At 47.9% G+C, this 23901-nt stretch carries 23 protein-coding genes; 10 read left to right on the forward strand and 13 right to left on the reverse strand.

Annotation, left to right across the window (positions count from 1 at the left end):
- Window positions 1-35: 35 nt before the first annotated feature.
- The gene (locus AC2VDX_RS02415) at window positions 36-1040 is read right to left on the reverse strand and encodes a LysR family transcriptional regulator (RefSeq protein WP_378178648.1); all 1005 of its coding nucleotides are present in this window, start codon (window positions 1038-1040) and stop codon (window positions 36-38) included.
- 306 nt (window positions 1041-1346) lie between these two features.
- On the opposite strand from AC2VDX_RS02415, the gene AC2VDX_RS02420 reads away from it, so the two are divergent.
- A complete protein-coding gene (locus AC2VDX_RS02420; RefSeq protein ID WP_378178645.1) occupies window positions 1347-2063 on the forward strand; it encodes an NnrU family protein in 717 nt (238 codons plus the stop codon).
- A gap of 242 nt (window positions 2064-2305) precedes the next feature.
- The gene (locus AC2VDX_RS02425) at window positions 2306-2647 is read left to right on the forward strand and encodes a thioredoxin family protein (protein WP_378178642.1); all 342 of its coding nucleotides are present in this window, start codon (window positions 2306-2308) and stop codon (window positions 2645-2647) included.
- Between the two features lie 136 nt (window positions 2648-2783).
- On the opposite strand, the gene AC2VDX_RS02430 is transcribed toward AC2VDX_RS02425, so the two are convergent.
- Window positions 2784-2912, reverse strand: a complete 129-nt coding sequence (locus AC2VDX_RS02430) for a hypothetical protein (RefSeq protein WP_378178639.1) — start codon at window positions 2910-2912, stop codon at window positions 2784-2786.
- Window positions 2913-3021: 109 nt separating this feature from the next.
- Here AC2VDX_RS02430 and AC2VDX_RS02435 point away from each other — a divergent pair, with 109 nt between their 5' ends.
- Complete coding sequence (locus AC2VDX_RS02435; protein ID WP_378178636.1) at window positions 3022-5094, forward strand: NAD(P)H-quinone oxidoreductase subunit 5; 2073 nt, start codon at window positions 3022-3024, stop codon at window positions 5092-5094.
- Window positions 5095-5237: 143 nt separating this feature from the next.
- Window positions 5238-6839: an NAD(P)H-quinone oxidoreductase subunit 4 gene (locus AC2VDX_RS02440; protein WP_378178633.1), complete on the forward strand. Its 1602-nt coding sequence runs from the start codon at window positions 5238-5240 to the stop codon at window positions 6837-6839.
- Window positions 6840-7030: 191 nt separating this feature from the next.
- Here the strand turns inward: AC2VDX_RS02440 and AC2VDX_RS02445 are convergent, their stop codons facing one another.
- The 3 genes from AC2VDX_RS02445 to acsF form a co-directional block, all read right to left on the reverse strand.
- Window positions 7031-9226, reverse strand: coding sequence for an ATP-binding protein (locus tag AC2VDX_RS02445; protein ID WP_378178630.1), 2196 nt, complete (start codon window positions 9224-9226; stop codon window positions 7031-7033).
- A gap of 95 nt (window positions 9227-9321) precedes the next feature.
- Entirely contained in the window at window positions 9322-9993 is a 672-nt protein-coding gene (locus tag AC2VDX_RS02450; protein ID WP_378178906.1) for a hypothetical protein, read from the reverse strand.
- 243 nt (window positions 9994-10236) lie between these two features.
- Window positions 10237-11313 carry a magnesium-protoporphyrin IX monomethyl ester (oxidative) cyclase gene (gene acsF, locus AC2VDX_RS02455; RefSeq protein ID WP_378178627.1) on the reverse strand — a complete coding sequence of 359 codons (1077 nt, stop codon included), beginning with the start codon at window positions 11311-11313 and terminating at the stop codon, window positions 10237-10239.
- A gap of 233 nt (window positions 11314-11546) precedes the next feature.
- On the opposite strand from acsF, the gene AC2VDX_RS02460 reads away from it, so the two are divergent.
- Window positions 11547-12023, forward strand: coding sequence for a TM2 domain-containing protein (locus AC2VDX_RS02460; protein ID WP_378178624.1), 477 nt, complete (start codon window positions 11547-11549; stop codon window positions 12021-12023).
- 56 nt (window positions 12024-12079) lie between these two features.
- On the opposite strand, the gene AC2VDX_RS02465 is transcribed toward AC2VDX_RS02460, so the two are convergent.
- The 5 genes from AC2VDX_RS02465 to AC2VDX_RS02485 form a co-directional block, all read right to left on the reverse strand.
- Complete coding sequence (locus AC2VDX_RS02465) at window positions 12080-12835, reverse strand: DUF2996 domain-containing protein (RefSeq protein ID WP_378178621.1); 756 nt, start codon at window positions 12833-12835, stop codon at window positions 12080-12082.
- Between the two features lie 111 nt (window positions 12836-12946).
- A complete protein-coding gene (locus AC2VDX_RS02470) occupies window positions 12947-13222 on the reverse strand; it encodes a MoaD/ThiS family protein (RefSeq protein WP_378178618.1) in 276 nt (91 codons plus the stop codon).
- Between the two features lie 100 nt (window positions 13223-13322).
- Entirely contained in the window at window positions 13323-14615 is a 1293-nt protein-coding gene (gene thrC / locus AC2VDX_RS02475; protein ID WP_378178615.1) for a threonine synthase, read from the reverse strand.
- A 251-nt stretch (window positions 14616-14866) separates the two neighbouring features.
- Complete coding sequence (locus AC2VDX_RS02480; RefSeq protein ID WP_378178612.1) at window positions 14867-15127, reverse strand: MoaD/ThiS family protein; 261 nt, start codon at window positions 15125-15127, stop codon at window positions 14867-14869.
- A gap of 32 nt (window positions 15128-15159) precedes the next feature.
- Window positions 15160-15609, reverse strand: coding sequence for a late competence development ComFB family protein (locus AC2VDX_RS02485; RefSeq protein ID WP_378178609.1), 450 nt, complete (start codon window positions 15607-15609; stop codon window positions 15160-15162).
- Between AC2VDX_RS02485 and AC2VDX_RS02490 the strand changes: the two genes are divergently transcribed.
- From AC2VDX_RS02490 to AC2VDX_RS02500, 3 genes are all read left to right on the forward strand, one after another.
- Window positions 15604-15897, forward strand: a complete 294-nt coding sequence (locus AC2VDX_RS02490) for a hypothetical protein (RefSeq protein WP_378178606.1) — start codon at window positions 15604-15606, stop codon at window positions 15895-15897. The two genes, AC2VDX_RS02485 and AC2VDX_RS02490, sit on opposite strands and share 6 nt — an antisense overlap.
- Before the next feature lie 119 nt (window positions 15898-16016).
- Complete coding sequence (locus tag AC2VDX_RS02495) at window positions 16017-17231, forward strand: NB-ARC domain-containing protein (protein ID WP_378178603.1); 1215 nt, start codon at window positions 16017-16019, stop codon at window positions 17229-17231.
- 185 nt (window positions 17232-17416) lie between these two features.
- Window positions 17417-19894, forward strand: a complete 2478-nt coding sequence (locus tag AC2VDX_RS02500) for a bifunctional serine/threonine-protein kinase/ABC transporter substrate-binding protein (protein ID WP_378178600.1) — start codon at window positions 17417-17419, stop codon at window positions 19892-19894.
- 19 nt (window positions 19895-19913) lie between these two features.
- On the opposite strand, the gene AC2VDX_RS02505 is transcribed toward AC2VDX_RS02500, so the two are convergent.
- The 3 genes from AC2VDX_RS02505 to AC2VDX_RS02515 form a co-directional block, all read right to left on the reverse strand.
- Window positions 19914-20519 carry a J domain-containing protein gene (locus tag AC2VDX_RS02505; protein ID WP_378178903.1) on the reverse strand — a complete coding sequence of 202 codons (606 nt, stop codon included), beginning with the start codon at window positions 20517-20519 and terminating at the stop codon, window positions 19914-19916.
- 175 nt (window positions 20520-20694) lie between these two features.
- Entirely contained in the window at window positions 20695-21291 is a 597-nt protein-coding gene (locus AC2VDX_RS02510; protein ID WP_378178597.1) for an ATP-dependent Clp protease proteolytic subunit, read from the reverse strand.
- A gap of 113 nt (window positions 21292-21404) precedes the next feature.
- A complete protein-coding gene (locus tag AC2VDX_RS02515) occupies window positions 21405-22067 on the reverse strand; it encodes an ATP-dependent Clp protease proteolytic subunit (protein ID WP_378178594.1) in 663 nt (220 codons plus the stop codon).
- Window positions 22068-22219: 152 nt separating this feature from the next.
- Between AC2VDX_RS02515 and AC2VDX_RS02520 the strand changes: the two genes are divergently transcribed.
- Together AC2VDX_RS02520 and AC2VDX_RS02525 are read left to right on the forward strand one after the other, a co-directional pair.
- Window positions 22220-22477 (forward strand): hypothetical protein, encoded by a 258-nt coding sequence (locus AC2VDX_RS02520; protein WP_486928085.1) that lies wholly within the window; start codon window positions 22220-22222, stop codon window positions 22475-22477.
- 56 nt (window positions 22478-22533) lie between these two features.
- The gene (locus AC2VDX_RS02525; protein ID WP_378178591.1) at window positions 22534-23775 is read left to right on the forward strand and encodes a vWA domain-containing protein; all 1242 of its coding nucleotides are present in this window, start codon (window positions 22534-22536) and stop codon (window positions 23773-23775) included.
- Window positions 23776-23901 lie beyond the last annotated feature (126 nt).

The following is a 23901-nucleotide window of genomic DNA, read 5'->3' on the forward strand; positions in this document are numbered from 1 at the left end:
AGCTATTAGCAACTAACAACTGGCTAAAACTGAAATTAACTGCCTGCGGAGTTAGGAGCAGCTGCCTTGAACCCATCTGCTTCTATTGGAGATGACGCTTCCATTTCCTTTGCCCATCCGGGGGAGGCAAAGGCGGGTAAAATTTCTTGGCTAAAAGCTTCTGCTGCTTTGGAGCGGTAGCGATTGGGGTTAACAATCACCCACAGCATCCGCTTGACCACCACCTCTTCAATTTTTGCGTAGTGGAGGATGCCCATTTGCAGCTCTTTTTCGATCGCCGATAGGGAGACAAACGCCGCCCCAAGTCCTGCCTGCACGGCATTTTTAATTGCCTCAATCGAGTTGAGTTCCATCTCTATTTTGAGGCGTCGGGTATCGATGCCGCAGCGGGTTAGCACTTGGTCAATTACCTTGCGAATGGTGGATTGGGAGTCTAAGGCAATGAACTGCAATTTGTAAAGGTCGTCTTTCTGGATAGTACCGATTTTGGAGAGGGGATGTAAGGCTGGCAAGATCAGCGCTAGTTCATCTTCAGCATAAGGAATAATTTTTAATGCTTCTTGTAGTTCGGAAGGAACCTCTCCCCCGATGATTGCCAGGTCAACTTGCCCGTTGGCGATACTCCACGCCGTGCGGCGCGTCGAGTGAACGTGCAATTGCACCGCCACATCTGGATACTGCTGGCGGAACATCCCAATCATTCGGGGCAGTAGGTAGGTTCCTGTTGTCTGTGAAGCTCCTATAATCAGGGTGCCACCCTGGAGATTTTGCAAGTCTTCAATGGCGCGGCAGGTTTCTTGACAAAGCGTCAGGATTTTTTCGCCGTAGCTGAGAAGTAGGTGCCCTGCTTCCGTCAGTTGTGCCCTGCGTCCTCCCCGGTCAAACAACGGCACATCCAACTGCCGCTCTAAGTTTTGGACTTGTAGGCTGACAGCGGGTTGGGAGACGTACAGGCTATCGGCGGCACGCTTGAAGCTTCCCTCGGCAGCGATCGCTTTAAGAATGCGGAGTTGGTCTAAAGTGAAAGGAAGGTCAGACATACAGGCTTTACCTGAAAAGGGAAAGGAGCGACTGAGGCATAAAGCTCGGCGATCTGTTAGCTTTTTGTCGGTTGTCAGTTGTCAGTTGTCAGTTGTTGGTTGCTGCTGACATTTGACCGATGACCCATCACCAATGACCGAAGGATCGCTAAGCGCTCTCTTGCGAGAGATAGGGCTTAACTCAAGCGATTGATAGCCCACTTCGTTGTAAAGCCTCTCAGTCATCGACAGTAACACAACACGAGATCAAGTCTCTCAGGGAATACTTGGGGGGTCTATTTTCTACTGGAAATTACGTAAAAGTTTATGAATTTCTTTGGCGTTCTGACTCCTAGCCACTACACAATGCTAGGACTGCTTTTAGGGTTTGCGATCGCTCACAGTGGTCTCGCCGCACTGCGTCCTTGGGGCGAAAAAAAAATCGGTCCCCGACTCTACCGCATCCTATTTGCCCTCGTCAGTCTTCCCCTAGCGGTGGTGTTGATCGTTTATTTCATTAATCATCGTTATGATGGGCTACAACTGTGGCAAGTTCAGGGCGTCCCTGGCGTCCAGTCGGTTGTGTGGGTACTTTCGGTGATCTCGTTTCTGTTTCTTTATCCAGCGACTTTCAACTTGTTGGAAATTGCCGCCATCGAAAAGCCTCAAGTGCATCTTTACGAAACTGGCATTATCCGCATCACCAGGCATCCCCAAATGGTCGGACAGGTGATTTGGTGTATTGCCCATACGCTTTGGATTGGCACGACTTTTACTCTCTTAACTTCAGTGGGGCTAGTGCTGCATCATTTATTCGCAGTTTGGCATGGCGATCGCCGTCTTTTAGATCGCTATGGGGAAGCTTTTGAAGCAGTGAAAGTTCGCACCTCCGTTGTCCCCTTCCAGGCGCTCCTGCAAGGGCGTCAAACCCTGAAATGGCAGGAGTTTCTCCGCCCTGCCTATCTGGGGGTCACTGCTTTCATTCTGCTGTTGTGGTGGGCGCACCCTTGGTTGATCCAGGCGACAGCTCGTGTCAGATGGTAGTTCCGCAATTATGCTGAGCCACGCGATCCCAAATGGATGTAGCATGATCCCAAATAACTTTCAGCTTAATTACGCTCTGGTTCTACCGTCTTAGCGTCCCCATAGATGCCTAGACGTGTAGATACGCACTGGTGTACTGGTTGCGCTAGAGTAAGCTGAGAGAGTTTACTTCATTGTTGACTGCTTTACTTCCTCCTTTTGGCTGATTTTCAATAGTAAAAGCAAATAAAACTAGAGGAATCATGGTGCTTTCTGTTAGCGAACGGACGTTTACACAAGAAGTTTTAGAATCTTCCACCCCAGTTTTGGTTCATTTTTGGGCACCCTGGTGTGGATTATGTCGGCTGATTAACCCCCTGCTGACCAGAGTTCAATCAGAATGGGGCGAACAAGTCAAATTAGTCGGAATTAATGCCGATCAAAATTTAAAACTGGCGAATACTTATCGCCTCCAGAGTCTACCAACGATCATCCTGATTGAAAACGGCAAGGTGGTTCACCGCATTGATAGCTTTCAAGGACGGGATGATTTACGTATGGCGCTAGAAAAAATTATGGTAAGTTATTTGCCAAATTCTGCCTGAGATTGCTCTTCAGATACCCGGATGGTGGATAACTGGCGCGATCGCGTGAGTTATCCACCATCCAAGATAAACAGGACTTACGCAAAGCTTATACATATAGCGTTTTGTATGGGTAATCCCCCTGTGGTTGCCCTTACTATGTGGTGATGTTGCGTAAGTCCTGATAAATTTTTTTCGCTCCTGGTGACTTTTCAACCTGAATCCAACGCCCTACCCTTTTGTCAGCCCACCGATCCTCTCTATCGGTGGGTTTAATTTTGCTCACAAGTTCCTCGCTGTCTAAACTGTTAGTTATAAATACTTTAGAGACCGTCTGTGTCACAATGTAAACGGTCTTACCAAGTTAGTGAAGAAATATAAAGTAGGCGTCAGTGATGGAACTGCTCTATCAGTATGCCTGGATCATCCCAGTCCTGCCGCTAGCTGGGGCGATGCTGGTCGGTCTGGGACTAATCTCGATTAATCGATTTACCAACAGTCTGCGGCAGTTAAACGCCGTGGTTATAGTCTCCCTGCTAGGGGTGGCGATGGGTTTCTCCTTGGCGTTGCTCTGGAGTCAAATTCAAGGTCATGCTCCCTACACCCGTACCCTGGAGTGGGCAGCAGCGGGGAATTTTCACCTGAATATGGGCTACACGATTGACCACTTGACAGCCCTGATGCTGGTCATCGTGACGAGTGTTGCCTTCCTGGTGATGATCTACACCGATGGCTACATGGCTCACGATCCGGGGTATGTGCGCTTCTATGCCTATCTGAGCCTGTTTAGTTCCTCCATGTTGGGTCTGGTGGTCAGCCCAAACTTGGTACAGGTTTATATTTTCTGGGAACTGGTCGGGATGTGTTCTTACTTACTGATCGGATTCTGGTATGACCGGAAGGCAGCAGCGGATGCTTGCCAAAAGGCTTTTGTCGTCAACCGCGTCGGCGACTTCGGGCTGCTGTTAGGGATGCTGGGGCTGTACTGGGCGACGGGCAGCTTTGAATTCGACGTGATAGGCGATCGCCTGCAAGCATTTGTCGCATCAGGCTACCTGAGTACCGGCCTTGCCGCTCTGTTCGCCATCTTAGTGTTTATGGGGCCGGTGGCAAAATCTGCCCAGTTCCCGTTGCACGTCTGGCTACCAGACGCGATGGAAGGTCCTACCCCCATCAGCGCCCTGATTCACGCAGCAACGATGGTAGCAGCGGGCGTCTTCCTAATTGCGCGGATGTATCCCGTGTTTGAAGACATCCCAGTGGCAATGAACGTGATTGCCTGGACGGGTGCCTTTACCGCATTTTTGGGGGCAACCATTGCCATTACCCAAAACGACATCAAGAAGGGTCTAGCTTATTCCACCATGTCCCAACTGGGCTACATGGTAATGGCAATGGGCGTCGGTGCCTATACTGCCGGTCTATTTCACCTGATGACACACGCCTACTTCAAGGCGATGCTGTTTTTGGGTTCTGGTTCTGTGATTCACGGCATGGAATCAGTGGTGGGTCACGATCCCGCCTTGGCACAGGATATGCGGATGATGGGAGGACTGCGGAAGTATATGCCGATTACCTCCCTCACCTTTTTGGTCGGAACTCTGGCGATTAGTGGGATTCCACCTTTTGCTGGGTTTTGGTCGAAAGACGAAATCCTAGGAAGTGCTTTTGGCGCGAATCCGGCGCTGTGGGTCGTCGGCTGGCTGACGGCTGGAATGACTGCTTTCTATATGTTCCGGATGTACTTCCGGACGTTTGAGGGCAAATTCCGGGGGCATGAATCAGGCATCAAGCAGGAACTACTGGCGGCTGCTAAATCTCCCCAGGTCGAATTCGCTTTTGGCCCTGGGGCGATGGATACCAGAGAGTTGTCCTCCACAGCCCATGACAGTCACGATGACCACGCCCACAGCGAGTATCCCCACGAGTCACCGCTGACGATGACGCTGCCCCTGATCGTTCTGGCGGTGCCGTCGATGCTGATTGGTTTGGTAGGGACGCCTTTCCACAATTATTTTGAGGAATTCATTCACGCCCCCGGCGAACCAATCACCGAAGTGTTGGAAAAAGCCACTGAGTTTGATTTGACAGAATTTTTGATCATGGGGGGTAATTCGGTCGGAATTGCCTTGATTGGGATTACGCTGGCTTCTCTGATGTACTTGAGAGGCAAGATCGATCCGGCGGCGATCGCTGCCAAAATCCCCTTCCTTTACAAGCTGTCGCTCAACAAGTGGTATTTTGACGAAATCTATGACACTCTCTTCGTTCAAGGGTGCCGCCGCTTGGCGCGGCAAGTCATGGAAGTAGATTTCCGGGTGGTCGATGGCGCAGTCAACTTGACCGGCTTGGCGACGCTGTTGAGTGGTGAAAGTCTGAAATACTTTGAAACAGGTCGCGTCCAATTCTATGCTCTGATTGTATTTGGGGCGGTGCTAGTGGGCGTGGTTGTCTTTGGTGTGACTTAAATTTAGAAACCGTTCGCTGCGTGTTTCTACCCGCTGTCAACAAAAGATAAAAGGAAAAAGTTTTCAGCTTTTTCCTTTTTCCTTTTTAAGTACACTTACTCATAGCTGACAGCTAAACCTTATTGCTCACGATTTGATATCTCATGAATACAGCTAATTTTCCTTGGCTGACTTTTATCATCCTGTTCCCCATCGCGGCATCGCTGTTGATTCCGTTGGTGCCAGATAAAGATGGTAAGACGGTACGCTGGTACGCCCTAATTATTGGGCTGATTGATTTCGTGGTGATGGTTTATGCCTTCTATACTCAGTACGACTTTTCTAATCCCGGTCTGCAACTGGTGGAAAGTTACTCCTGGGTGCCCCAAATCGACTTAAAGTGGTCGGTGGGCGTGGATGGCTTGTCAATGCCGCTGGTATTGCTCACCGGCTTCATCACTACGCTGGCGACTTTGGCGGCGTGGCCCGTGACGTTTAAGCCGAAGCTGTTTTACTTTTTGCTCCTAGCGATGTACGGCGGTCAGATTGCCGTGTTTGCCGGTCAGGATATGCTGTTGTTTTTCCTGGTGTGGGAACTGGAACTGATTCCGGTGTACCTGCTGCTGGCAATTTGGGGCGGTAAGAAGCGTTTGTACGCGGCTACCAAGTTCATTCTTTATACGGCTGGCGGATCGCTGTTCATTTTAGTAGCCGCCTTGGCGATGGCGTTCTACGGCGATACCGTGACGTTTGATATGAGAGCGATCGCTGCCAAGGATTACCCTCTAACTTTCCAACTCTGGATCTATGCTGGGTTCCTGATTGCCTACGGCGTCAAACTGCCGATTATTCCCCTGCATACCTGGCTACCAGATGCTCACGGCGAAGCGACTGCGCCAGTGCATATGTTGCTGGCGGGAATTCTCCTGAAAATGGGCGGTTATGCTCTGATTCGGATGAATGCCCAGATGCTACCGGACGCTCATGCAGTGTTCGCGCCCGTTTTGGTGATTTTGGGCGTTACCAACATCATCTACGCCGCCCTGACCTCTTTTGCCCAGCGTAACCTGAAACGGAAAATCGCTTATTCCTCGATTTCCCACATGGGATTTGTGCTGATTGGGATTGCCACATTTACTGACCTGGGTTTGAGCGGTGCGGTGCTGCAAATGGTTTCCCACGGTTTGATTGGGGCAAGCTTGTTCTTCCTCGTGGGAGCCACTTACGACCGCACCCACACCCTGATGCTGGATGAAATGGGCGGCATCGGGCTGAGGATGAAAAAGATGTTTGCCATGTGGACTACTTGTGCCCTAGCGTCATTAGCATTGCCAGGGATGAGCGGATTTGTGGCAGAGTTGATGGTGTTTGTCGGCTTTGCGACCAGCGATGCTTATAACCCCACTTTCAAGGTGGTGGTGGTCTTTCTAGCCGCTGTTGGCGTGATTCTGACTCCCATTTACTTACTCTCGATGCTGCGGGAAATTTGCTACGGCCCGGAGAACAAGGAATTAGTGGAACACGAAGCCTTGATCGATGCGGAACCGCGAGAGGTGTTTATCATCGCCTGTCTGTTGGTGCCGATTATTGGTATTGGCTTGTATCCCAAAATTCTGACTGAGATTTACGACGCAACCACTTTGCAGCTGACGGCGCGACTGCGAGATTCAGTACCGACGCTGGCGAGTGGGCGACAGGTTCCGACACAGGCACAGGCGGATATTCCCCTGTTGTCATTGCGGGCACCAGAAATTGGCGATCGCTAGAAAATTAAAAGAGGAGGACTTACGCAGAGATCCCCCTAACCCCCGATAAATTGGGGGGAACCGGAAAAGTCCCCCAATTCATCGGGGGATGCAAGGGGGATCTGTGCGTAAGTCTAATCAATAATCCTTTTCGGGGCGGAATTAAATGTCCGCCCTTTTTGTTAATAATTAGTAATTAATTGGCGATTAGATCAAATTTGTGATTGCGGATGTAGGGGAATTTCTATCACAAATTCTGCCCCTTGACCGGGCGCTGAAATACATTTGAGTTGACCGCCGTGTTTTTCGACCACAATTTGGTAGCTAATCGACAAACCAAGCCCTGTGCCAATGCCAACTGGCTTGGTTGTGAAGAAAGGCTCGAAAAGTCGCTTTCTGACTTCCTCTGTCATTCCTGGCCCATTGTCGGCAATTTTGATCGCTACTCGGTTACTTGTAAGCACTTCGGTACGAATCCGAATCATGCAGGCGTTGGCTTTGATTTGTTCAAGCGATCGCTTTTTGTTGTACTCATCCAAAGCATCAATTGCATTGGTGAGAAGATTCATAAATACTTGGTTGAGCTGTCCCGGATAGCACTCTACTTCGGGTAGGTTGCTATATTCTTTGATTAGCTGGATAGGGGGATGCTCCGGTTTGGATTTGAGGCGATTTTGCAGAATTAGGAGCGTACTTTCGATACCTTCATGGATATCTACTTGTTTCATCTCGGCTTCGTCAAGGCGAGAGAAATTGCGTAAGCTACGCACAATCTCACAAATGCGCTCTGCCCCCACATTCATTGAAGAAAGTAATTTAGGCAAGTCTTCGATCAGAAAATCTAGGTCAATCGCAGCAATTTCGTCTTGAATTTCTGGCGTTGGATGAGGATATTGCTGTTGATACAGTTGTAGTAAACCAAGAATGTCTTGAGTGTATTCGTTCGCAGGGGCTAAATTGCCATAGATGAAGTTAACGGAATTATTGATTTCATGCGCTACTCCAGCAACTAGCTGACCCAAACTGGACATTTTTTCACTTTGAACGAGTTGGGACTGGGTAAGTTGGAGTTCCTGAAGTGTGGTTTCGAGCCGGGTGGCGTGCGCTTGAGCGATCGCAGCGGCTTCAAGAGTTTGAGTATAAAGTTCTGCTTGGTTAATGGCGATCGCGATTTGGTCACAAACCGCCGAGAGCAGTTCCACTTCATCGTCATGCCAAGTTCGGGGACTACTAAATTGACCGCAGGCAACTACACCGAGTTCACCCGTGCGAGTCATTATCGGAAAATTTAGTATAGAAGCGTACCCCAGCGATCGGAAGAATTGCCATGAATCGGGGTCGGTTAAAGCTTCAACATTATCCAAATGGATGATTTCTCGGTTTAAGAGTTGTCTGGCTGGGAAACTGGTTGGTTCCGCCGGATAGGAACCCAAAAAGCTAGGCAAATTGTCTACCTTCGCTTCATGCAATACATCCCAAATTGCCGACTCACCATCGGGACGATACCACATGAAAAGGCACTGCTCAATTTGCAGCAATCTGCGGATTTCCTGCACAGCTGTTTCCAGAATGGTATTGAGATCCAGCGAACTGCGAATTTGGCTAGCAAGACGGTTGAGTAGTTCTTCTCGCTGCGCTAGTTCTCGAAACCGAGTTTCTGATTGCCGCAAGGCTTCCTCAACCTGCTTGAGAGCGCTGATATTACTTGCTGTGCCGATAATTCGATAGATGCGACCCGCAGCATCCCGCAGTGGAGTTAAAGTGGTTAGCCAATAAGTGTCTACACCCTGCAAGGGAATGCAATCCTCATAGAAAGTACATTCCCCAGCGACGAGACATTTTGTATATCTCTGGTGCAAAGAATTACCCAAATCTGAACCAAATAGTTCTTGGGGAGTCTTGCCCTTAGCTTGGGCACTACTGATGCCAGTAACGAGCGCTATGGGTGGATTCCAGCTAAGGTAGCGAAAAACTCCTTGTGCGTCCACATCTAAAACAAAGATGGCGTTTTCCACGCCTTCGTAGATGGAATGGAAAAATTCCTCACTCTGGATCATCTCTGCCGACAGGATCAATCCACCCCTTTCACCGCTAGGGTGCTTCCAAGGATGCAGGCTCCACTTTACCGGCACGCAGGAACCGTCAGGGCAAACAAAGCTACTTTCCTGCGACTCCCCTAAACTCGCCCCAGTTAAAACTAGCTCAGCCTTGTGCCGCCATTGGTCGGGAAGGTGAGGAAAGACTTCGTAATGCGATCGCCCAATGATATTTTGGTCATCTAGCCCGTAATCGATTAGCCACTGACGAGAAGCGAGCAAGTAGCGCATCTGGCGATCGCACATCGCTACAGCAGCGGGTGTGTGTTGCAAAAATAGCCCGAACAGCTCTAAATTGTCTGAGGCGTTCATAGGTCGGCAAAGGCTCTTTTTGTAATGGCATTCTATATTGAGATATTTTTAAGGTTAAATGTCGTAAATATTGAAATATCCAATTATCCAAACATTCAAGGCATCCACTCTAGTACGATGCCAACCCGGCTATCTTTGTGTTGTCTGGCATTTTGCTTCTCAATGTCTGTCGATAAGCGCAGGTTACGGGTAAAGGCATAGCCTACCGAAAGCTTTGTGATACCGACTTCTTCATTCGTTGCTGGAGCAACCCAACTCTGAGTTAAGGAGATATCGGCTGCACCAGTGCGAGATAAAACTAACATCAGCCTAGCACCGACATTTAAGCCATTTGTTGAGTATCGGTCAGTTTCTAAATGCCGATAGCCCACGAGGGGGGCGATGTTGACGTAGCCGCCCAAGGGAAGTACATAGTAACGTAAATCTGCTCCATAAGCCTCGCGCTGACTATTGAACGCAGTCTGATAATCGCCGCTGACGGTTAAGCCGGTGCGACCAATAAACACGTCCTCCACACCAATATTGGCTCCCCCAGCTTGCCCAGATGAAGGAAACTGGGAGTAGCCGAGGCGCACCCTAGTCCGAAAGCTGGGGTCATTGCGAATTTCTTCTAACACATTCGGCACGTCTCGCCGCCAACGCTGCAAAACGGGACTATTTTCAATCATTTCTGGACTTAAATCCAACTCGCTAGCCTCTGGCTTGGGCGTTCCTGGCGGCTGGGTTTGAGTCTGGGTTTGAGCCTGGGTAGGCGAGATCCCCACCATTAAGCAAATGCTGATTGTTACTAGCCAGATGGGTCGTTGAAGGGTGTTTTGAGATAAATTCATTTCCAGCAAAAATCTTGAAGTTTCAACGCAGAGGTACGCAAAGGGAACAGCAGAGGTACGCAAAGGAAGATGGATCGTGACTCCTTTGCGTAAACCTCTGCGATCGCTTGGGTTTCAATTTCTAAAAAAAGTGGCTCTGCTTAGTGCAGAACCACTTTAGTTGAGGGAAGATGCTCAAAATTAGCGGGCTTTACCTTGCACAGAAGTCATATCAATCGGCTTGATTAGGTACAGGCGCACCAGCTGCCAAGCATTAGAAGCATAAAGGGGTAGCTTCTGGAAGAATTGCCGGAATTTGGGGGTGTTGGAGTTAGCGATCGCACTCAGCTTCTCATTATTGTTGATGCACACGTCTAGGCGCTCGTAAAATTCTGGTTTCTCTACATCCAGAATTACTGGGAATACCCGTCCTGCGGTTTCATTGGTTTTCTGAATTACGTGAATGTCATAATCCCGTGCATTCAGACCGAGTGTTGCATAGAATTTGGAACGCTGGATGTCGTTGAGATACATCGTCGCAAACACTGACAGCAGGAAGAAGCGACACCACAGCTTTGCCTTCCAATCATTCAAGAATTGGGGCTGCGCTCTCATTACGGCGTCGAAGAAGTCGCCGTGTCGGTTTTCATCCTGGCACCAGTTTTCAAAGAAGCGGAAGATGGGATAAATGCGGTCTTCGGGATGTGCTTCTAGGTGCCGATAAATGGTGATATACCGCCAATAGCCAATCTTCTCGGACAGATAGGTAGCGTAGAAGATAAATTTCGGCTTAAAGAAGGTGTATTTGTGATTCTTGGTCAGAAATCCCAAATCTAATGACAGATTGAAGTCTGACATCGCTTTATTCAGGAAGCCAGCATGACGAGCTTCATCCCGCGACATCAAGTTAAAGCCTTCTGCCAAAAGGGGGTTTTTGTCCTTCAACCTGCGTCCGAGTTCTTTGTAGAGTAGGAAGCCGGAAAATTCCGCCGTGCAGGAACGCTCTAGAAATTCAATGAATAACTGGCGCGTCTCCCCATCGATATGATCCCAGGATTGTTCAAACTCGGCATCCCGCACGAAGTGGTGACGGTTGTAGTCAGCGCGGAACTCTTCCAGAAGCGCCTTGAGTTCATCTTCATTTGGCGACAGATCCATCTTCGCCATTTCATCAAAGTCGGTGGTGTAGAACCGGGGCGTCAGTAGGGTTTCTTTCGCAGGTACTTTCACCCCTGGTCTTAATTCTTCAAAGCTGGGTTTTTTGAGGGAATCCACCATATTCTTTGTCTCTCTTGTTTCTCTTATTATTATGATTCCGTCGCTTTAACTCAAGGCTTGCGTTCCAGTCTACCAATCTACAGGAGAGCGATCGCACTTGTTACGTTAAGACTTGCTACACGCTGTCAAGTTTTGTGACATCTTGAGAGTTCTCGCTGCTCAATTCCTAGATGCAAGAGTTAAGAACAAAATTCTATGATTGAAGTTAGGACATCTCAAGCGCTAGGAATCTTATGAAGAACGTCTCGACTGCCTATGTTCTTTGGCTAGCTTGTTTGTTGTCCCCACCGATAGCGGGGCTGCATCGCCTGTACAATGGCAAAATTGGCACGGGTCTGCTGTGGCTGTTTACGTGGGGTTTGTTTGGCGTCGGGCAGTTCGTGGATTTATTCCTGATTCCCGGCATGGTGGAAGAACATAACGCCAACTCGCAAAACCGCTTGGGGGTATCCTCCACTGGCGTACCTCTATCGCCACCAGCGATCGCTCTTACCAAACAGGATCTTACCCGCGATCAACTGATGGTTAAACTTGTGAAAGCCGCTGCTGCTAGAGGTGGCAAACTTTCCGTTACCCAAGCGGTGATGGATACAGGTGTGAGCTTTGCCAAGGTAGAAGCCACCTTGAAAGAAATGCTCAAAAGTGGCTACGTCATGGTTGACAATCACCCAGAAACTGGCGTTGTCATTTATGAATTTATTGAGTTGTAATTGGTCATTAGTCATTAGTGATTATCTAATGACTAATGACTAATCACCTTCCCCGACTAATTTCTTTCCAGCCACTTTTGAGCATTCAACCGCTGCGTCACGCCAAACACCATTAAATCCAGCGTAATCTTGCGCTCATCGCACAAGAAAGGCTCAATTATACTGGGTCTAGAGCCTTCAAAACAGGAAAAAGCTCTTTGTTTTTGGATGTCTTCTTCGGGAAAATAAAGGTTAAAGTTCCGCTTTCCCCCTTGCCAGCTCCCGTTGACTTGCCAGCATTCTGAGCTTTCTTGAAGCGGTTTCTTGTCAAACTTCAGCTCTAAATTTTGGACGCCCTTTTTCTCAAGTGCTGTTTTCAAAGCTGGTAAATAGTCTTGTTGAATAAACTCAACAAAAGGCTTGTCTTCTACCGCAGGTGCCTTCTCTTTTTTAGCCGCTTTAGCAGCTGGCTTATCCCCTTCTGGCGACTCGTCCTTTTTAGCAGCTTTGGCACCTGTTGGCTTATCTGCTTTAGCAGCTTTGGCACCCGTTGGCTTATCCTCTTTAGCAGCTTGAGCGGTTTTTTGAACATCTGGTTGAACCTGAGCCGAGTCATCTGGGGTTGATGCCTCTGTAGAAGATTTCTCTCCAGCCGCATTCGGATTCACCTCTGGATTCACAGCTTCTGGAGCGGGTGCGTTTGCTGTCGGAATGTCGGTTGCTACGTCAGAATCCGTACTGGGAGCATTTTCTTCAGCCACACTAGGAGCCTGCTTGTCAACAGTGCTAGGAGCCACCTCTCCGGCGTCATTGTGATTCGTTTCTTCTGCCATTGGACTTATCCGCAAGTTGGTGATTTTTTTAAATGTATGCAGCGTGAATGGGGATAGGATTAAAAATCCCTATTCGGGATGGAAATCCTTTACTGCTCATCCTAGCTTGGATCAGCCTCCCGCCTGCGCTGCCACAATGCTCACCTCATCACCCTCATTTAGGGGTGTCTGAGTTCCTTCCAAAAAGCGGATGTCTTCGCTATTGACGTAGAAATTCACAAATCTACGTGGCTCACCATTTTCATCGCACAAACGCACTTTGATGCCAGGAAAGCTTTGCTCTAAGGATTCGAGCAATTCACTAATCGTACTGCCATTGCCTTGAATAGTGGCTTGATTGTTTGTAAGCTTCTGGAGAGGAGTAGGAACGAGAACTTTGACTGTCATAGTTAAAGATTATTCAGTAGTCATTCATCCGTAGTCATGAGTGATAAGTCATTAGCAACCCAGTAGGAACTAATGACTCATCACAAAAAACTGATAGCGATTAAACCAGGACTTGCTGCCAGTCGAGGCGTTCGAGTGTCCGAGAACGCTCTAATGCACGCTCGAAACTCTCCAGCTTCGCCTCAATTGTCAGGGGTTCCCCGATGTATCCTTGCACCGCTTCTTGGGTTTTCAGTCCGTTGCCGGTAATGTAAACAACGGTAGTTTCTTCGGGATCAATTTTACCCGCTTCTACCAATTTTTTCAGCACGGCGATTGTGGTGCCGCCAGCAGTTTCGGTAAAAATACCTTCGGTTTCAGCTAATAGCTTGATGCCGTCCACAATTTCAGTATCGTTGACTGATTCGATGTTGCCATTGGTTTTCCTGGCTACTTCTAGCGCATAAACCCCGTCGGCTGGGTTGCCAATGGCAATTGATTTGGCAATTGTATTCGGCTTCACGGGGGTTACGAAGTCGCGTCCTTCCCGATAAGCTTGGGCAATGGGGGAACAACCTTCGGCTTGGGCACCGCTGAAGCGGACGCTCTTATCAGCAACCAGTCCAACGTTGATAAATTCTTGGAATCCTTTGTAGATTTTGGTGAACAGAGAGCCAGATGCCAGCGGAGCGACGATATGATCCGGCAGTTTCCAGCCTAGCTGTTCTGCTACTTCGTAGCCGAGGGTTTTGGAACCTTCTGAGTAGTAGGGACGCAAATTTATATTGACAAATCCCCAACCTTGTGTATTAGCAACTTCGCAGCAGAGGCGGTTTACTTGGTCGTAGTTGCCCTGAACTGCCATGACGGTGGGACCGTAGATGAGTGTACCCAGAATTTTACCTGCTTCCAGGTCGGAGGGAATGAAGACGCAGCAGTCTAAACCGGCGTAGGCAGCGATCGCTGCGGTAGAATTCGCTAAATTACCCGTACTGGCGCAGGACACCGTAGTGAATCCTAACTCCTGCGCTCTTGTTAAAGCTACCGACACCACCCGATCTTTAAAGCTCAAGGTGGGCATATTGACGGCATCGTTTTTAATATAAAGATTTTTAATACCCAGACGACGAGCTAAGCGATGGGCTTTTACCAGTGGTGTCATGCCAGTTCCCACGTCAATCGGCGTTTCTGTGGCGACTGGCAAGAAGGAACGGTAGCGCCAAATTGAGTTTGGCCCTGCCTGAATGCTTTCACGAGTTACGGTGCGGCGCAGAGCATCGTAATCGTAGGTTACTTCCAGAGGGCCAAAACAGAACTCACAGACATGAGTTGCCTTGAGTTCGTATTCGGTGCCGCACTCTTTACACTTCAGCGCTCTAAAGGTTGCCGTTGTTGACTGGGTTGCCTGGATCATGGGTATTTACACTCCTTACGTCCGTCGTTCGGTTGATACTAACACAGGCAAAAATACCCGTCAAACATATCCGACTCTTTTAGTCGGGATTAAATGTTATTTAGGATACAAAATTTAGCCCTCAGTCTGAAGGCTGGGGCTATGCAAACGAACTCCGCAGTCGCAGATTTGAGAAAAAGAGGTAATTAAAGCGGATTTGGGATGAATTGGGATGAAAAGACCGAATTTCTTGCTTTTAACTTTTGCCTTTCCTAACCGCCGCTAACGGGGGGAATCAGCACGACTTCATCGCCATCATGCAGAATGGTGTCTGGTTCGACAAATTGAAAATTAACGCCAAAGCGAGTAATTTGACGCCATTTGTCAAGCTCTGGATGTTCGGAAGCAAATTTATTTAGTATCGCTGAAACGGCTGTATTTGGAGGGATTTTCAGCACCAGTTCTGAAACGCCATAAGCTTCTTGATAGGCGGCGAATAATTTGACGGTGACAGCGATCGCTTCAGTGGACATAGGAACTGATACTAGAGGGTGCTGGCATTAGATTAGCGCTTTAGCCGACCATCCGCTTTGTTAATACCCCCTAATCCAAAAAGCGATCGCACCCAAGAAAGGAAGAAATCGGGGCTTTTGGCTTCTTCAACATCCGCATCAGATGAATCAGATGCACTTTCTTCGATGTTTTCAGCGTTTTCTGCAAAGTTGAGGGGAATTGCCACGTTCAAGGGATCTTGTTGCACAGCCGCCAATGCTTGACCTACCGCCACGACAATCTGAGGTGCTAACTTAGCTTTAGCCCGTTGCTGCTGTAGATACCATCCTCTGGGACTGGTCGCATACAGGGCAGGCAGACGATTCAGGGCGTAGGCGATCGCTTGTGCTGGATTGATATACTTGACCAACTTTGGCGGTAGCTGCTGGAGTTGCCGGTGTACTTCTTGAGCAACTAGCAGTTCCATGACATTGCAGTAGGTTAGGGCTTGATTCGGTTGCATAATCTTCTTAAAGACCGGACTGGCGATCTCTGTAAAGAAGGACAGACTTCCCAGAAGGCGAGCGATCGCGTTAACGTTGCCATGTGCGATCGCGCTAGATTTGTCTGCAAAACAGCTAGTGGATATCACGATGATTCTGCTACTCGCACTATTACCTCGACCAATACTGGGATGCTGCTTGCCATACTCTCAGATTGCCAGAGACGCTTCAGCTTCACGGCTCACTTTTTTGCTGACTCTTTGGCTCAGTTTTCAGGGTACTGCTGCGATCGCTGCACCGAAAGGTGAGCCAGAATAAGCGAGAATTGTGATAAAGAGCTTAACGTATGGCGGGTTCCGAGAGAGCATCTGCACGCGGACTAGAAAGCGTTGATAAAGCCAGAAAAAGGAAAGGCTGGACAAAAACAATGACCGTTTCTTGGTGGCAGGCTGCCCTGACTACGCAAGCAACCTTGAAACGGTTTTGGCAGAAAAAACCCATTCAGCAAGAGACTTTTATTAATATTTGCGAAGCTGTCGGTATCGGCAACTGGAAGGAGATTGTTGATGCAGGTGCAGTTGAAGAACCAGAAGCGCGTGAGATGCCCATACTTGATTGGGGTGAAGCGCCTGATGTCTCTGGTTTCTATGGGCGCACAGAAGAACTGACTCTGCTTGAGAAATGGATTGTCGCCGATAATTGCCACCTAGTAACGCTGTTCGGCATGGGGGGAATTGGCAAAACAGCCCTGTCCGTGATGCTAGCCGAGCAAATTCAGAATGAGTTTAATTATTTCATCTGGCGATCGCTACGTTCTGCCCCATCATTAGAGGACCTTTTAGCAGACTTGCTCCGATTTCTTTCCAACGGGCAGTCAATCGATTTACCAAAAGATATTGGTCGCGGAATCTCCCAGCTAATTGAGTCTCTGCGATATCCCAAAGGGACGACTCTTTCCACGGGTTCGCACCGATGTCTGCTGATTTTGGATGAAGTCGAAACAATTCTAGGTGCTGGTCAAGCAACTGGGTACTATCGAGAAGGATATGAAGGCTACGGCGAACTATTCAGACGGGTGGGAAGAGAGCGCCACAACAGCTGCTTAATGCTAATCGGTCGGGAGCAACCTAATGAAGTTGCATTAATGCAGGGAGAAACCCCACTCGTTCGTTCATTACTCCTGTCCGATCTCAATGATACAGACGCTTGGCAAATATTTAGAGCCAAAGGTTTGTCAGACGAGAACCACTGGAAAAACCTTTTTCAAATCTATCGAGGGAATCCCTTAATTTTAAATATTATTGCCAGTTATATAAAAGCCTCCTTTGCTGGTAAAGTTTCTGATTTCCTAAAACTAGAAACGATTTTTTTAGGCGACATCCATCTAATTTTAGATACTTCCTGGCAACGATTATCAAATTTTCAAAAAGAAATAATGTTTAATTTAGCTACTAATCTCAATCCCAGCTCCATCCTTAAATTAAAAGGAGAAATCAATGTAAAGGTTTCAACTTCAGAAATTATGGAAGCGATTCAAGCATTAGAACGTCGTTCGCTGATAGAAAAGCAAATCGAAGGCAATGAAGTTATTTATACGCTTCAGCCAGTTGTGAGAAGGTATGTTAAAAGAAAGATTAATTAACGAGCGGTTGAACAATAAAGTTATTTGGCGCTATGGCAATCCTATTTAAGTTGTGCGCGAGTATTCGCCTTAGTGTAGAGACGCGATTAATCGCGTCTCTACAGGGAGAGTGCAAATCATTTAGGATTGCTATAGAAGTTATAATTCTATAACATTCCCACTCAAATCGGGATAGTGTGTTTGCCGTGAGTTATTGCATTAATCCCAACTGCCGCAATTTCAACGAACCAGGTAATCAAAGCACTTGTCCTGACTGTGGCTCCGAAAGTTTAGTGGAAGGGCGCTATCGGGTCATCCAACGTCTGGGCAAAGGAGGCTTTGGTCAAACCTTTGAGGTGGAGGACGTGCGTCGGGAAGGCACAAAAAAAGTCCTGAAAATTTTGCTCACTGATTATGAGAAGGCAATCTGCCTATTCCAGCGGGAAGCCGAAGTTCTAAAGAAGCTGAATCATCAAGGGATTCCCAAAGTAGAGGCAGATGGATACTTCCAGCTATGTCACCTAAATAGCGAAAAGCCCTTGCACTGCTTGGTGATGGAGAAAATTGAGGGGATAAACTTAAAAGAATGCTTGAGCAGTCGGAACCATCAACCTATCAGCCAAAAGCAAGCGATCGCCTGGTTGAAACAACTGGCAGAAATATTGCAGCAAGTTCATCAAAGCAACTATTTCCACCGGGATATTAAGCCGTCTAACATTATGCTGCGACCTGACAATCAACTGGTGTTGATTGATTTTGGCGCAGTCCGGGAAGCCACAGAAACCTACTTGCACAAGTTAGCCGGAAGGGATGGCACAGTAATTATTTCCCACGGCTATACACCCCCAGAACAAGCCGATGGTAGAGCTGTTTCCAAATCTGATTTCTATGCTTTGGGGCGCACCTTCATTCATTTGCTGACAGGCATACATCCCCACGATCTGCCTGAAAACCCCAAAACAGGTCAGTTGAATTGGCGAAACAGTGCCCCACAGGTTTCACCAGAGTTGGCAACTTTAATTAATGACCTGATGGCTCCCTTCTCAGGGAATCGACCTAATAATGCCCAAGAAATCGTGCAACGCTTAGAGGAAATTGAAACGCAAATCAACAGTTGTCGGCGGACACCACCTTCCGACGATACTCTTACTTTGCCTCCTGGCGACAATCGTTCAGACGAAGAACGTACAAGAATTTTGAACTCAGGAAATACAAAGCTTGTACTAATTCTAGTAATGAGTGCAATTCTTCTATCAGGAGTAGTAGCAGTAATCTATCGGTTCGCGATCCTGCCACCTCAGAAACCTCAGAAACTTTCGACAGCTACAGCTTGTGATTCAAAGCTTGAAGACGATTTAAGTTGTGGGGAAGAAGTTTTGATTCCAGGTCATGAAGTATCGTTTAAGCAACAGGGGGTACAAAAATTTGCCCGTGGTAAATATGCACAAGCCGTTAATTTACTAAATAAGGCACGGGACGAACAGCCAAGCGATCCTGAAACTTTAATTTACCTGAATAATGCCAGACTTGGAAAGCAAAAAGCTTACATAATCGCTGTGGTTGCTCCTATAGACAAAAGTCCAGACACAGCTATGGAAATTCTGCGAGGAGTCGCCCAAGCGCAGGAGGAAATCAATCAGGGGAAAAAGATTAATGGTGTTGGTCTTAGAGTAGTGATTGCAGATGATGCTAATAACCGCAATCAAGCTAGACAAATTGCAGAGAAACTGGTGTTGAAAGAGGATCTTCTAGCGGTCGTCGGTCACTATGCAAGTGAAGTGACGCTGGCAGCTATGCCTGTTTATCAAAAGCACGGGTTGGTAGTGATTTCTCCGGGTAGCACATCGGAAGAACTTTCACAATGGGGTACTATTCCCAATCATGTTTTCTTTCGCACTGTAGCTAATACGCAGGTGACTGCCAAATTTTTAACTAACTACCTAATTAAAGAAGCCCGTCAGAATACAGCAGCAATCTTTTACGCTCCGCAGAGCAGTTTCAGCCAATCTTTAAGAAATCAATTTCTACATAGCTTCACAAATAGCGGCAAAAAGGTAGTGATGGAGTTTGATTTGTCTAATCCTCTTTTCAATGCCGCTGCTGCGATCGCTCACGCAAAAAAACAAGGAGCTACAGCGTTTGCCGTATTTCCCGATGGTGGAACCACTACTTATGGCGTTGATAAAACCTTAAAGTTAATCAAAGCTAATCAGGGTCGTAATTGGATAGGGGGAGGCAGTACTCTCTACAATCCTGAGACTTTACAACTGTTAGGGAAAGATGCCTCAAACCGTTTCGTGGTAGTTGTACCTTGGCATCAAATGGACAGCCCCAACCAAGAATTTCCCCAGGCAGCTAGAAAGTTATGGAAAGGAGATGTAAGTTGGCGTACTGCTACGGCTTATGATGGAACTCTTGCCTTGATAAAGGCTTTAGAAAAACCAACACAATCATCACCGAGCCGTATTAGTGTACAACAGGTTTTAGCAGACACAAACTTCCAAGCCCAAGGAGCTACAGGTGTGATTAGTTTTCAAGGTGGCGATCGCAAAGAGCCTATTTCTACCCTAGTAAAAGTAGTGCCACCTAACTGTGCGACTGATAGTTACACCTTTGTACCTGTAGACTATCCCCCAGATAAAGTTAAGAATTTAGGAAATTGCAAACCGGAAAAATCATTTTGATTTCCAGGTCGCTAAAGCCTCAAAAAATCTGCTCTAAGCGGCGAAAATCTCGTTCTACTTCTGCCCAGAGAGAGCGATTGTGGGGGTCGGTTTTCAGGGCTTTTTTTAGATAAATTCTTGCCTTTTCCAGTTGCTTTTCAGCGATCAGCTGACGCCCCCAACGTTGATAAGCGATCGCTTGCCACTGACGCACTTCTGGATCTTCTGGCAGACGTTGAGCGAGTCCTTCGATGAGGGCGATCGCGCGGGGAAATCGGCGATTTTTCAGCAACTGCTGCAACTGCTGATAAGAACTCCACTTCAGCTGTTGCTCAATTATCGACAAGTCGGGAAGTTTTTGAACTGGCGTCTCTTTGCGAGTCACCTTCGTAACGGCGGGTTGAGGAGGCGGTGCAGCGGTCTGTTCTTGATGGGATACTTTCTCAACCGTCTCAGACTTATCTACCACGCCAAGTAGGAACTTGTAAGCCTCCGTCAACTCTATAAATTTATCCTGCGCTTGGCGATCGCCAGGATTTGCGTCGGGATGATACTGCCGTGCCAAACGTCGGTAAGACGCTTTAATTTCTGCAAAAGATGCCCCTGATCTTAACCCCAACACCCGGTAACAATCTGCGAGGTTCATCAGAGGAATCATCTAATCAATTAGTCTTTAATCTTTGTTGATAGTCGGGAGTTTATTTCTAGCCATTAGCTTTTAGCGGTTAGCTATTAGCTTTTGAGAATCTTGTCGGAAGCCCAAGTTTACAATTGCGGCTACCTACCCGTCAAGCAGCTAACAGCTAACAGCTAATCACTCATTACTTCGGACGTTCTTCGATAACACGGTCAATTAGACCGTATTCCTTCGCTTCTTGGGCAGACAGGAAAAAGTCACGATCCATGTCCTTCTCAATTTTCTCAATAGGCTGACCCGTCCGGTCAGCATAAATCTGATTCAGCTGGCGACGAATCCGCAGAATCTCTCTCGCCTCAATCTCAATATCTGTGGCTTGTCCCCGCGTACCACCAGAAGGTTGGTGAATCATAATCCGCGAGTGAGGCAAAGCGAGACGTTTGCCTTTTGTCCCAGCGGTCAGCAGGAATGAACCCATTGATGCCGCTAAGCCTACACAAATCGTCACCACCTCTGATTTGATGTGCTGCATGGTATCATAAATCGCCATGCCAGACGTGACTACGCCACCCGGAGAGTTGATATAGAGATAGATGTCCTTGCCCGGATCTTCCGAATCCAGATAAAGCATCACGGCAATTATCTGGTTAGCCATTTCATCGTCAATGTCTTCGCCCAAGAAAATAATCCGTTCCCGGTAAAGGCGATCGTAGATGTTAATCCACTCGGTATATTGTCCCCCTGGCATCCGGTAGGGAACTCTAGGGTAGCCAATAGGCATGATGTAGAACTCCGTTCGTAAAAAGTGAAAATTGGTATCCAAAGAATTAAAAATGCAAAATTAAAAATTAAAAATGAAGACATTCAAATTTTTAATTTTTAATTTTTAATTCTTCAGATGACACCAGCGGGAAGCGGTGTTGGTAAATCTGATTTAGACTCTAGAACCCGATCGATCAAGCCATATCCTACAGCTTGCTCCGGTGTCATGTAGAAGAGTCGATCCATATCCTTAGCAATTTTTTCAGGGGTCTGACCTGTATTGCGCGATAGGATATCCAGCATGGTTGTCTTATTAGCCAGCACTTCTTTGGCTCGGATTTGAATATCCGTCGCCTGACCGCGAGCGTAGCTCTTGGTCTGATGCAGGATAATTGTGGCATGGCGCAGACTAGCGCGATAACCTTTAGTCCCAGCAGATAGTAGCATTGCTGCCATTCCCATTGCCGAACCGATACAGATGGTATGAATGGGCGGCTTGATGTAGTTCATCGTGTCACAGATGGCGAAGGCTTCGGTTTCAAAGCCAATCGGTTCGCCGTCGTAACGCGAGGTGCCAGTGGAATTGATGTAGATTTTGATCGGTTTTTCAGAATCTTCGTACTGCAAAAACAGCAGTTGGGCGATGATTAGTTTCGTTACCTCTGGCACCAATGGCGTTCCCAGATAGACAATCCGCTCCTTTAAGATCAGGGACGGTAAGTCTGGAGGCGGTGTCCGGTAGAAGCTATCGCCGCCGTAGTAGGGAGCTTGAACAGCCTGGATGGGTGAGTTCATGGCGTATCGGAAAGCTGCAATAGTGGTGCTATCTTTAATTTGACATTAAATTCCGGTGTGCCCCACCGTACTGACTGGATTCTAGCAGTTTTACTCCCTTTACCGCTTTTAGTAAGGTTGAGGGTGGCTTGATGTCGCTTTAGCTGCTGTAGGTGGGCTTTCTGGGACGGAACGCCGGAAAGTGGGTCTTCAAATCTCCCAATTTTTGGGTTTTTAAACAGGGAAACCTGAGTTTAAGTGTCGGTTTTTGCGAAAGGCGATGGGTAAAATCCACCCCAGCGATCGCGTTTTCTGCAAAGAGTTGCGATCTTTTGACTGACCGCTTCCGCCATGTTGGGCTGCAAGCTATTGTAGAAAATAAGCCCGGTCGCGGTTGGGGTAATTTTACGGTTCCCTTTCCGGAGCGTTAGCGTTTAGTCTTGTGGTTACTCCGATCCCTTCTTGTTCTGCCAGGAATGAGCGTGCTATGAGAGTTGGTTTACAGCCTGCTTTGAATGATATCAATATTGACGCGACTCAAGCGAGTAGCCAGCGTCAACTAGAAATTTCGATTTCTGCGATCGCTGGGGATCTTGAAGATCGTGCCCCGCTCAATTTATGTATAATTCTCGACCACAGTGGCTCGATGAATGGACGCCCCCTGGAAACGGTGAAACAGGCAGCGATCGGTCTTGTGGATCGTCTCGCACCGGGCGATCGCATCTCTGTTGTCGCCTTCGATCACCGAGCCAAAGTTCTTGTCCCTAACCAAGTCATTGACAACCCAGAAAACATTAAAAAACAGATAAATCGGCTCAGTGCGGATGGCGGTACTGCGATTGATGAGGGTTTAAAACTGGGAATTGAAGAACTGGCGAAGGGCAAAAAGGAAACGGTTTCTCAAGCTTTTCTGTTAACAGATGGCGAAAATGAGCATGGCGACAACAACCGCTGTCTGAAATTTGCCCAAGTGGCGACTGGCTACAACCTGACGTTGAATACATTGGGATTTGGCGCTCACTGGAACCAGGATATTTTGGAAAAAATTGCCGATGCGGGTGGCGGTACGCTGTCGTATATTGAGCGTCCCGAACAGGCAGTCGATGAGTTTGGACGCTTGTTTAATCGGATCTCTGCGGTGGGGTTGACAAATGCCTACCTGTTGCTTTCCTTGATGCCGAAAGTACGGTTAGCAGAACTCAAACCCATTGCCCAAGTTGCTCCAGATGCCATTGAACTGCCGGTGCAACCAGAAGGAGAGCGCTATATGGTACGTCTGGGAGACTTGATGAAAGATGTACCGCGAGTCATTTTGGCGAATCTTTACGTCAGCCAGCTGACCCCAGGGCATCAAGCGATCGCTGAGGTACAAGTCCGCTACGACGATCCCGCCCAGGATAAAATGGGGCTACTTTCTCAACGGGTCTTAGTCGAGGCGAATGTTGTCCAGAGTTACCAACCCGCACCCAATCCTCAGGTGCAACAGTCTATTTTGGCGTTGGCGAAATACCGACAAACTCAGTTAGCAGAGGCGAAATTGCAACAAGGCGATCGCGTGGGTGCGGCGACGATGTTACAAACTGCTGCCAAAACTGCCCTGCAAATGGGAGATAAGGGAGCCGCGACGGTTCTCCAAACCAGCGCCACGAGGCTGCAATCGGGTGAAGAACTTTCGGAAGCAGATAGGAAGAAGACGCGGATTGTGTCTAAAACTATTTTGCAGGAGTAGGATTTTTTAACGCTCTCGGTACGCAGAGGAAGCAATTTACTTCTGCGTACCTTTCTTGGCGTTGATAATTTTAAGAGTGCAGCTAAGAGTGCGGCTTCTGGGCTTTCTAGGTGCCACCAGTAGCGA

The organism is Coleofasciculus sp. H7-1 (genome assembly GCF_057473865.1).